At 66.8% G+C, this 10,115-nt stretch carries 9 protein-coding genes; 7 read left to right on the forward strand and 2 right to left on the reverse strand.

Annotated elements, in window-relative coordinates:
- Window positions 1–923, forward strand: a 923-nt coding sequence (gene cobA / locus LPZ50_RS16100; protein WP_230662555.1) for a uroporphyrinogen-III C-methyltransferase, incomplete at its 5' end; no start/stop codon positions are given.
- Between the two features lie 304 nt (window positions 924–1,227).
- On the opposite strand, the gene upp is transcribed toward cobA, so the two are convergent.
- On the reverse strand, window positions 1,228–1,866 hold the full coding sequence (upp, locus tag LPZ50_RS16105; RefSeq protein ID WP_230662557.1) for a uracil phosphoribosyltransferase: 639 nt from the start codon (window positions 1,864–1,866) through the stop codon (window positions 1,228–1,230).
- 85 nt (window positions 1,867–1,951) lie between these two features.
- Window positions 1,952–3,394: a D-alanyl-D-alanine carboxypeptidase/D-alanyl-D-alanine-endopeptidase gene (gene dacB, locus LPZ50_RS16110; protein WP_419195602.1), complete on the reverse strand. Its 1,443-nt coding sequence runs from the start codon at window positions 3,392–3,394 to the stop codon at window positions 1,952–1,954.
- Window positions 3,395–3,556: 162 nt separating this feature from the next.
- Between dacB and queA the strand changes: the two genes are divergently transcribed.
- The 6 genes from queA to LPZ50_RS16140 all read left to right on the forward strand — a co-directional run.
- Window positions 3,557–4,615, forward strand: a complete 1,059-nt coding sequence (gene queA / locus LPZ50_RS16115; protein WP_230662559.1) for a tRNA preQ1(34) S-adenosylmethionine ribosyltransferase-isomerase QueA — start codon at window positions 3,557–3,559, stop codon at window positions 4,613–4,615.
- Complete coding sequence (gene tgt / locus LPZ50_RS16120; protein ID WP_230662561.1) at window positions 4,612–5,748, forward strand: tRNA guanosine(34) transglycosylase Tgt; 1,137 nt, start codon at window positions 4,612–4,614, stop codon at window positions 5,746–5,748. Before queA ends, tgt begins: the two co-directional genes overlap by 4 nt.
- Window positions 5,749–6,117: 369 nt before the next feature.
- Window positions 6,118–6,459 carry a preprotein translocase subunit YajC gene (gene yajC / locus LPZ50_RS16125; protein ID WP_230662563.1) on the forward strand — a complete coding sequence of 114 codons (342 nt, stop codon included), beginning with the start codon at window positions 6,118–6,120 and terminating at the stop codon, window positions 6,457–6,459.
- Between the two features lie 65 nt (window positions 6,460–6,524).
- Window positions 6,525–8,405, forward strand: coding sequence for a protein translocase subunit SecD (gene secD, locus LPZ50_RS16130; RefSeq protein WP_230662565.1), 1,881 nt, complete (start codon window positions 6,525–6,527; stop codon window positions 8,403–8,405).
- Between the two features lie 47 nt (window positions 8,406–8,452).
- Window positions 8,453–9,385, forward strand: coding sequence for a protein translocase subunit SecF (gene secF / locus LPZ50_RS16135; protein ID WP_230662567.1), 933 nt, complete (start codon window positions 8,453–8,455; stop codon window positions 9,383–9,385).
- 57 nt (window positions 9,386–9,442) lie between these two features.
- On the forward strand, window positions 9,443–10,115 hold a 673-nt coding region (locus LPZ50_RS16140), incomplete at its 3' end, for a transporter substrate-binding domain-containing protein (RefSeq protein WP_230662569.1).

Here is a 10,115-nt window from a genome sequence, read left to right on the forward strand (position 1 = left end):
AATCCATCGCCGAACTTGGCTTCGTGCGCAATGACGCCGCCCGCCAACTCCGCGCCGGTCAAAGCCGGACCATCGGGCTTATCGTCCTCGACGTCGGAAACCCCTTCTTCTCTTCCGTGGCCCGTGCTGCCGAAGATGCCGCAACCGCGCTGGGCAGCGTGGTGCTGGTGGGCGCAGGCCCCGGCGATCCGGGGCTGCTGACCCTGAAAGCGCTGCGCGCCCTGAACGAGGCCGACGTCATTCTCTACGACCGCCTGGTCAGCCCCGCGGTACTGGCGCTGGCCCGCCGCGACGCCGACCGCGTGGCCGTGGGCAAGCGTCCCGGCGAAAACCACGACGCCACTCAGTCGCGCATCCACGCGCTGCTGGTGGAGCACGCCGGCGCGGGCCGCCGCGTGGTGCGCCTGAAAGGCGGTGATGCCTTTGTTTTCGGGCGCGGCGGCGAAGAACTGGAATATCTGCGCGAACATGGGGTGCGCTACGAGGTAGTGCCCGGCATCACGGCCGCGCTGGCCTGTGCAGCCTATGCCGGCATTCCCCTGACGCACCGCGATCATGCGCAATCGGTGCGCCTGGTCACGGCCCACTGCCGCGCCGACGAAGACTCTCTCGACTGGGCCGGCCTGGCGCGCGAGCACCAGACCCTGGCCTTCTACATGGGCGTGGGCCAGCTGGAAACTTTGTCCAGCCGCCTGATCCGCCATGGCCGGGCCAAGGACACACCTTTTGCCCTGATCGAAAACGGCAGCCGCCCGGAACAACGGGTGGTCAGCGGCACCCTGGCCGATCTGGCCGACGTGGCACGCAGCCACGATGTGCGTTCGCCCGCGCTGCTGGTGGTGGGAGAAGTGGCGGGCCTGGCGCGCCAGTTGCACTGGTTCGGCACGCACCTGCAAGGCCGGCGCGAGGCGCTGGCGGCTTGAGGTGAAAGTCCCACCCCCGAAGCGCTGCGCGCTTTCCACCTCGCGGCTAGCACGCCGCTCGGATTCACCAGGCACGGAACAGTCCTGAAGGACCGGGTGTCTGGCTCCGCAGGAGCCAGACACCGTTGTGTGCCATGACAGTCTCAGTTGGACGGTGTCCGGCACCCTGACGGGAGCCGGACACCTTGTATCTTGGTGCCTGTGAAAATCCGCTGCGGCAGTTAAAGGCAGTGCCGGCGGCCTGGCTGCACCCGTTCCATCCCGGACGGCGATGCGCTGGCACCCGCCTGCCGGGTCCCGGGGTTTACTCGGACTTCTGCTTGGTGCCGAAAATGCGGTCGCCGGCGTCTCCCAGGCCGGGCATGATGTAGCCGTGCTCGTTCAGGCCCTGGTCGATCGAGGCCGTATAAATGTGCACGTCGGGGTGCTGGTCGAGCACGGCCTTGATGCCGGTGGGCGCGGCCACCAGCACCAGGGCGCGGATTTCACGGCAGCCGGCGCGCTTGAGCATGTCGATGGTGGCCAGCATGGAACCGCCGGTGGCCAGCATGGGGTCGACGATCAGCGCCAGCCGCCGGTCCAGTTCGCCCACCAGGCGTTCCAGGTAGGTGTGGGCCTGCAGGGTTTCTTCGTTGCGGGCCACGCCCACCACGCTGACCTTGGCGCCCGGGATCAGGCTGAGCACGCCGTCGAGCATGCCGATGCCGGCGCGCAGGATGGGCACCACCGTGACTTTCTTGCCGCCGATTTTCTCGACTTCGACCGTGCCGCACCAGCCTTCCACGGTGGACGGGACCAGCGGCAGGTCTTTCGAGGCTTCGTAGGTCAGCAGCGCGCCGACTTCCTGGGAAAGCTCGCGGAAACTCTTGGTGCTGAGGTCGGCGCGGCGCATGATGCCCAGCTTGTGGCGGATCAGCGGATGGCGGATTTCATGCACGGGCATGAGCGGCAATCTCCAGAAAACAGACAGGCGGCACATGGCGGCACGCCAAACAGCGCAATCGTAAACCGTTTGGCGCCGCCGTGGCTCACTGTCCGGCCAGCCAGGCGATCAGCGCGTCGTCGAAGGCCCGCACGGCGGCCGCGTTGGGATCGTTGACCAGGCTGACCACCACATAGCGCTTGCCGCTGGCGCCCAGCACGTAGCCGGCCACCGCCCGCACATCGCGCAGCGACCCGGTTTTCATGTGGGCCATGCCCACGGTTTCTTCGCCCTTCAGGCGGCGGCGCATGGTGCCGTCGACGCCGGCAATGGAAAGCGAAGACAGGAATTCCGGCATCAGGGGCGAATGCCAGGCCAGTGTCAGCATGGAGGCCAGGCTTTCGGCCGACACCCGCCCATCGCGCGACAGGCCCGACCCGTTGTCCAGCACCAGTTCGGGCATGTGCAGGCCCTGCCCCGCCAGCACGGCCTTGGCCACGGCTTGGCTGCTGTCGGTGGTGGCCGGCCGGCGGCCGCGCTCGGCCCCCAGGGTCAGCAGCAGCGTGCGCGCCATGACATTGTTGCTGCGCTTGTTGATCTGGCGTATGGCCTCGCCCAGCGGCGGCGATTCGTGCGATGCCAGCACCACCGCATCGGCCGGCACCATGCCCGAGCGGATCCGGCCCGTGAAAGTACCCCCCAGCTCGCGCCACAGCAGCCTGAACAAGGCCTCGGCGAACTCGGGCTGGGACAGCGCCAGCCGGTACAGGCTGAACTCGCCGCACGAACCGGCCACGGTGCCGCCCAGGCGGATGGTGACGCCCTGCTGGGTCAGCAGCGGGTCTGTCTTCACCACGGGCGGACCGGGGCAGCGGACTTCGCTCCAGTCGACTTCGCCTTCCAGGCGCAGGCCGGGCAGCGGCGGATCGATGATGGGCACCCATTTCCGCGCCGCCGGGTCCGGGGTAAACAGCAGGCGCAGGGCCCCGAAACCGATCATGAGCGCGTCGGGACTGGCGTTGTAGGCGCGGTCGGGGGCGCCATCGAAGGCCCCCGGGTCAATGGCCACCTGTCCGAAGATACTGCGGTCGATGACCAGGTCGTTGATTTTCTTTACCCCGCGCAGGCGCAGCTCGCGCAGCAGGGCCCACAGGTCCTGCACCAGCAGGTGGGGGTCGCCCCCGGCGCGCAGGAACAACGGCCCGCGCAGCGCCCCATGGGCGTCCGGCCGGGCACCCGGCTCGGTCAGGAACTCGGTACGCCACACATAGTTGGGCCCCAGTTCGGACAAGGCCGACCAGGTGGTGACCAGCTTCATGACGGACGCGGGGTTGCGGGGCTCGTTCGCGTTGATGGCCACCATGCGCGGGCCGCCCAGTTCCTGCACCACCAGCGATAACGACGACCCCGGCAGGCCCGACGCCTTCCAGGCCCGCGTAAGCTCGTCTGGCAGCCCCTGCGCCCGGGCCGCCATGCACGCGCCCAGCAGCAGCCCGGCCGCCAGCCATTGTTTTAGTCGTTCGCTACGCCTGCCCGCCCATACCGCCATTCCGCGCCCACCACGCTGCCGTTGCCGTTGAAAACGCAAGCATACAGAACCTGGCTGGCGGCGGGATGAACGCCGGGGTGGGAAGCGGGGCCGCTTACAATAATAGGTTGCCCGCACCGGCCGCCCGGCGGCACCCAAGGTGCTTTATCTGAATACCCACGCGTGCCTTCTTCTCTTACCGTTTCCGATTTCGACTACACCCTGCCGCCCGAGCTCATTGCGCAAACCCCGGCGGCGCAGCGCGGCGGCAGCCGCCTGCTGCACCTGGATAGCGCGGGCGCCCTGCACGACCGCCAGTTTCCCGACCTGGCCACGCTGCTGCGCCCCGGCGATCTGCTGGTGTTCAACGACACCCGGGTCATCAAGGCGCGCCTGGCCGGCCGCAAGGCTTCCGGCGGCAAGGTGGAAGTGCTGGTAGAGCGCATCGTCGAGCCCCGGCGCGCGCTGGCCCATGTGCGCGCCAGCAAGTCGCCCGGCGCCGGCACCGTGCTGCACCTGGCCGAGGCCTTCGGCGCCACGGTGCTGGGCCGCGCCGGCGAACTCTACGACCTGCAGTTTCCCGCCCCCGTGCTGGACCTGCTGGACGCGCACGGGGCCACGCCGCTACCGCCCTACATTAGCCACGCGGCCGATGCCACCGACGAATCCCGCTACCAGACCGTGTACGCGCGCGAACCGGGCGCGGTGGCGGCGCCCACCGCGGGGCTGCATTTCGACCAGGCCATGCTGCAACGCGTGGACGACCTGGGCGTGGAACGGGCCTTCGTCACCTTGCATGTGGGCGCCGGCACTTTCCAGCCCGTGCGGGTGGAAAACCTGGACGACCACATCATGCACGCCGAGTGGTACACGGTGAACCAGGCGGTGGTCGACGCCATCGCTCGCGCGCGCGCCCGGGGCGGGCGCGTGGTCGCCGTGGGCACTACCAGTGTGCGGGCGCTGGAATCCGCCGCCGCGCAAAACCCGGCCGGCCCGCAGGCCCCGCTGGCGCCCACGCAGGGCGATACGCAGTTGTTCATTACGCCGGGCTATCAGTACCGGGTCATCGATGCCCTGGTCACCAATTTCCACCTGCCGCAGTCCACGCTGTTGATGCTGGTGTCGGCCCTGGCCGGCATCGAGCCCATCCGCCGGGCCTACGCCCACGCCGTCGCCCAGCGCTACCGTTTTTTCAGCTACGGCGACGCCATGTTCATCGAATCGCCCATTTCCACGCCATGACCGGACTGAACTTCGAACTGCTGGCCACCGACGGCGGCGCCCGCCGCGGCCGCATCACGCTGAACCACGGCGTGGTCGAAACCCCCATCTTCATGCCGGTGGGCACGTATGGCAGCGTCAAGGCCATGCTGCCGCACGAACTGAAAGAAATCGGCTCGCAGATCGTGCTGGGCAATACCTTCCACCTGTGGCTGCGCCCCGGCACGGAAATCCTGGACCGCCACGGCGGGCTGCACGGCTTCATGCAATGGGACAAGCCCATCCTGACGGATTCGGGCGGGTTCCAGGTGTTCAGCCTGCAAGGCATGCGCAAGATCACCGAGGAAGGCGTGAAGTTCGCGTCGCCCATCGACGGCGCGCGCCTGTTCCTGACGCCGGAAGAATCCATGCGCATCCAGCGCTCGCTGAATTCCGACATCGTCATGGTGTTCGACGAGTGCACGCCCTACCAGATCGACGGCCGCCCGGCCACGGCCGAGGAAGCCGCGCGTTCGATGCGCATGTCGCTGCGCTGGGCGCGCCGCTCGCGCGACGAATTCGACCGGCTGGACAACCCCAACGCCCTGTTCGGCATTGTGCAGGGCGGCATGTACGAAGCGCTGCGCGACGAATCCCTGGCCGGCCTGACGGATATCGGTTTCCATGGCTATGCCATCGGCGGGCTGTCGGTGGGCGAGCCCAAGGAAGACATGATGCGCATCCTGGCGCACGTGGCGCCCCGCCTGCCTACCCATGCGCCTCGCTACCTGATGGGGGTGGGCACGCCCGAAGATCTGGTGGAAGGCGTGGCGCGCGGGGTCGACATGTTCGACTGCGTGATGCCCACCCGCAACGCCCGCAATGGCTGGCTGTTCACGCGCTACGGGGACGTGAAAATCCGCAATGCGAAGTACCGGGACGACACCCGGCCGCTGGATCCTTCCTGCGCATGCCACACCTGCGCGCATTTTTCGCGGGCCTATCTGCATCACCTGCAGCGCGCCAATGAAATCACCGGGGCGCGGCTGAATACGCTGCACAATCTGCATTTCTACCTGGCGATCATGGGAGAAATGCGGGAAGCCATCGCGGCCGGCACCTTCGACGCCTGGCGGGCCCAGTTCGCGGCCGACCGCAAGCGGGGGATCGATTAGGTTTTCGCGGGGGCGCCTGAGTTCTTTAGCCGCCCCGCCGTCCCGGGTACGGCCGGGTGTCTGGCTCCGAAGGTGAAGGTGTCTGGCCCCCGTCCGGGTGCCAGACACCGTTGTGCGCCACGACAGTCTCAGTAGCACGGTGTCCGGCACCCTGACGGGAGCCAGACACCCGCGAACGGGCCGGCCATTCTGCTTGACTGCAGCCCCCGTTCCGACAAACTCACCCGCACCCGTCCCCCTACAGGACTTCCCCCCCCGAATAACCTAGCTACAATAGTCGGCTTGCCCTGTCCAAGGCTCGCGCGGGGACCGGAGCAGTAACCATAACTTTCCATAACCTGACCCGAACAAACCATTCAGGAGATTCTCATGTCCGCTATCGACACCGCCGGCCTCGTCCTGGCCCAGGCTGCCCCCGAAGGCAGCGCGCTGATGGGCATGCTGCCCATCGTGCTGATGTTCGTGATCCTCTATTTCCTGATGATCCGTCCGCAGATGAAGCGCCAGAAAGAACACCGCAACCTGGTTGCCAACCTGGCCAAGGGCGACGAAGTCCTGACCGCTGGCGGCCTGCTGGGCAGGGTGTCCAAGGTTACCGACACCTACATCAGCGTCGAAATCGCCGACCTGGCCGACAAGCCCGTCGAAGTCCTGATGCAAAAAACCTCGGTTTCCTCGGTGCTCCCCAAGGGAACCATCAAGGCCCTGTAAGCGTCTCATCCTGGCCCCCGCCTCGGGGGCCTTTTCTCGCTCTATCTCGCATCAACTAGCCGCCAATGAACCGCTATCCTCTCTGGAAGTACATTACGGTGCTGGTCGCGGTCGTCATCGGCCTGCTTTACACCCTGCCCAATTTCTACGGCGAATCTCCCGCCGTCCAGGTTTCCAGCGCAAAAGCCACCATCAAGGTGGACAACGCCATGCTCGGCCAGGTGGAACAGATCCTGGCCGCAGGCAACATCGCCGCCACCAGCATCTACTACGAACAAAATGGCGCCCTGGGCACCATTCGCGCCCGCTTCCCGTCCACCGACGTGCAACTGCAGGCGCGCGACCTGCTGGAAAAATCGCTCAACACCGTCCCCGACGACCCCCACTACACCGTGGCCCTGAACCTGCTGCCCGCCTCGCCGCCCTGGATGCGCGCGCTGGGCTGGTTCGAGCCCAAGCCCATGTACCTGGGCCTGGACCTGCGCGGCGGCGTGCACTTCCTGCTGCAAGTCGACATGCAGGGCGCCCTGACCGCCCGCTACGATTCCCTGGCCGCCGACGTGCGCACCGTGCTGCGCGACGAAAAACTGCCCAGCCGCGCAGTCGAGCGCGCCGGCAGTTCGGTGGTGGCCTCGTTCACCAGCGCCGACGAACGCGACCGCGCCCATGGCGCGCTGCGCAGCCGCCTGCCCGACCTGCAATTCACCGAGGGCAACGAAGGCTCCAACGCCACGCTGGTGGGCATGCTGAACCCCACCGCCATCACCCGCGTGCAGGACGCCGCCCTGAAGCAGAACATCAACACCCTGCACAACCGCATCAACGAGCTGGGCGTGGCCGAGCCCGTGATCCAGCAACAGGGCAACGACCGCATCGTGGTGCAGTTGCCCGGCGTGCAGGACGTGGCCAAGGCCAAGGAATTGCTGGGCCGCACCGCCACCCTGGAAATCCGCATGGTCGACGACACGCCCGCAGCCCAGTCGGCGCTGGCCAGCGGCACCGTGCCCTTCGGCCTGGAACGCTACACCGACCGCGACGGCCGTCCCATCCTGGTGCGCCGCCAGGTCGTCCTCACCGGCGAAAACCTGCAAGACGCCCAGCCCGGCCGCGATTCGCAAACCCAGCAGGCCGCGGTGCACCTGACGCTGGACAGCAAGGGCGCGCGCATTTTCCGCGATGTCACGCGCGACAACGTGGGCAAGCGCATGGCCATCCTGCTGTTCGAAAACGGCAAGGGCGAAGTGGTCACGGCGCCGGTCATCCGCAGCGAAATCGCCGGCGGCCAGGTGCAGATATCCGGCAGCATGACCGCCGAGGAAGCCGCCGACACCGCGCTGCTGCTGCGCGCCGGCTCGCTGGCCGCGCCCATGTCCATCATCGAAGAGCGCACCATCGGCCCCAGCCTGGGCGCCGACAACATCGCCAAGGGTTTCAATTCCACCCTGTACGGTTTCCTGGCCATCGCGGTGTTCATCATCGTGTACTACCACCTGTTTGGCGTGTTCTCCACCATCGGGCTGGCCATGAACGTGCTGCTGCTGCTGGCGCTGCTTTCCATGCTGCAGGCCACGCTGACGCTGCCGGGCATTGCCGCCATCGCGCTCACGCTGGGCATGGCCATCGACTCGAACGTGCTCATCAACGAGCGCATCCGCGAAGAACTACGCAATGGCGCGTCACCGCAGCAGGCCATCCACCACGGTTTCGAACGCGCCTGGGGCACCATTCTCGACTCGAACCTGACCACGCTCATCGTGGGCCTGGCGCTGCTGGCCTTCGGGTCCGGCCCCATCCGCGGCTTTGCCGTGGTGCACTGCCTGGGCATCGTCACGTCGATGTTCACGTCGGTGGTGGGCGTGCGCGCGCTGGCCAACCTGTGGTACGGCCGCAAGAAAAAACTGGCCCGGATTTCCATCGGCACCGTCTGGAAACCCAAGGCAAACTGATACTGCCGGGCGGCGTGCCCGCCCGGCATCGATAAGCAAGGCGAAACATGGAATTTTTCCGTATCCATCGCACTATCCCGTTCATGCGCCACGCACTGGTGCTGAACATCATCAGCCTGGTTACATTCGTGGCGGCGGTGTTTTTCATCGTCACTCGCGGCTTCCACTTGTCGATCGAATTCACCGGCGGCACGGTCATGGAAGTCAGCTACGCGCAAACGGCCCAGCTGGAAAGCGTGCGCGGCGCGGTAACCCAGCTGGGCTACCGCGACTTCCAGGTGCAGAATTTCGGTACCTCGCGCGACGTCATGATCCGCCTGCCCATCACCGAGGGCCAGACCTCGGCCACGCAAAGCGAAAGCGTGATGCAGGCGCTCAAGGCCGCCGACCCGTCGGTGGAACTGCGCCGGGTGGAATTCGTGGGCCCGCAGATCGGCCAGGAATTGCTGCACAACGGCCTGATGGCGCTGCTGTTCGTGGTGATCGGCATCATGGTGTACCTGGGCATCCGCTTCGAATGGAAATTCGCCGTAGCCGGGGTCATCGCCAACCTGCACGACGTGGTCATCATCCTGGGGTTCTTCGCCTTCTTCCAGTGGGAATTCTCGTTGGCGGTGCTGGCCGGCGTGCTGGCCGTGCTGGGCTATTCGGTGAACGAATCCGTGGTCATCATGGACCGGATCCGCGAGAACTTCCGCAAGTACCGCAAGGCGGACGTGCACGAGGTCATCAACAGCGCCATCACCCAGACGATCTCGCGCACCATCATCACGCACGGCTCCACCCAGATGATGGTGCTGGCCATGCTGTTCTTCGGCGGCCCGTCGCTGCATTACTTCGCGCTGGCGCTGACCATCGGCATCTGGTTCGGCATCTACTCGTCGGTATTCGTCGCCGCGGCCCTGGCCATGTGGATGGGCGTGAAGCGCGAAGATCTGGTCAAGCCGGTGAAGAAGGAAGGCGACCCGGAAGTGGTTTAAACAACGGCGCCAGGCATTCTTGCGAAAACCTGGCTGCTGGAACACACTGAGCCCCGCATGACCCTCGACCCCCAGATCATCCAGGCCTTCACCCCCACGGGCAAGCTGCGCGCCTCCATCAACCTGGGCAACCCCATCCTGGCCGGGCGCGACCCGGCCACGGGCGAGCCGGCCGGCGTGTCCATCGACCTGGCGCGCGCCTTCGCCGAACGGCTGGGCGTGGAACTGGAACTGGTGGTGTGGGACAGCGCGGGCAAATCCGTGGATGCCGTCACCGCCGAACAGGCCGACATCGGCTTCTTTGCCATCGACCCGCTGCGCGGTGCCGGCATCACGTTCACCGATGCCTACGTGCTGATCGAAGGCGCCTACGTGGTGCGCGAAGGGTCGCCCTTGCGCGAGCGCGGCGCCGTGGACACCGCAGGCACCAAGGTCATGGTCGGCAAGGGCAGCGCCTACGACCTGTTCCTGACCCGCGAGCTGAAGCAGGCGCAGATCCTGCGGGCGCCCACCTCGCCCGCGGTAGTAGACGCTTTCCTGGCGGAAAACGCCGACGTGGCGGCGGGCGTGAAACAGCAGTTGGAAGCCGACATGGCGCGCCTGGGCGGCTTGCGCATGCTGCCCGGCAGTTTCATGGTGATCCGCCAGGCCATGGGCACGCCCAAGGGCCGCGGCCCCGCCGCGCCCGCCGCGCTGGGCGCGTTCGTGGAAGACATGAAGGCCGGCGGCT

This window comes from Bordetella petrii (genome assembly GCF_020991325.1).
Lineage (GTDB): Bacteria > Pseudomonadota > Gammaproteobacteria > Burkholderiales > Burkholderiaceae_B > Bordetella_A > Bordetella_A petrii_E.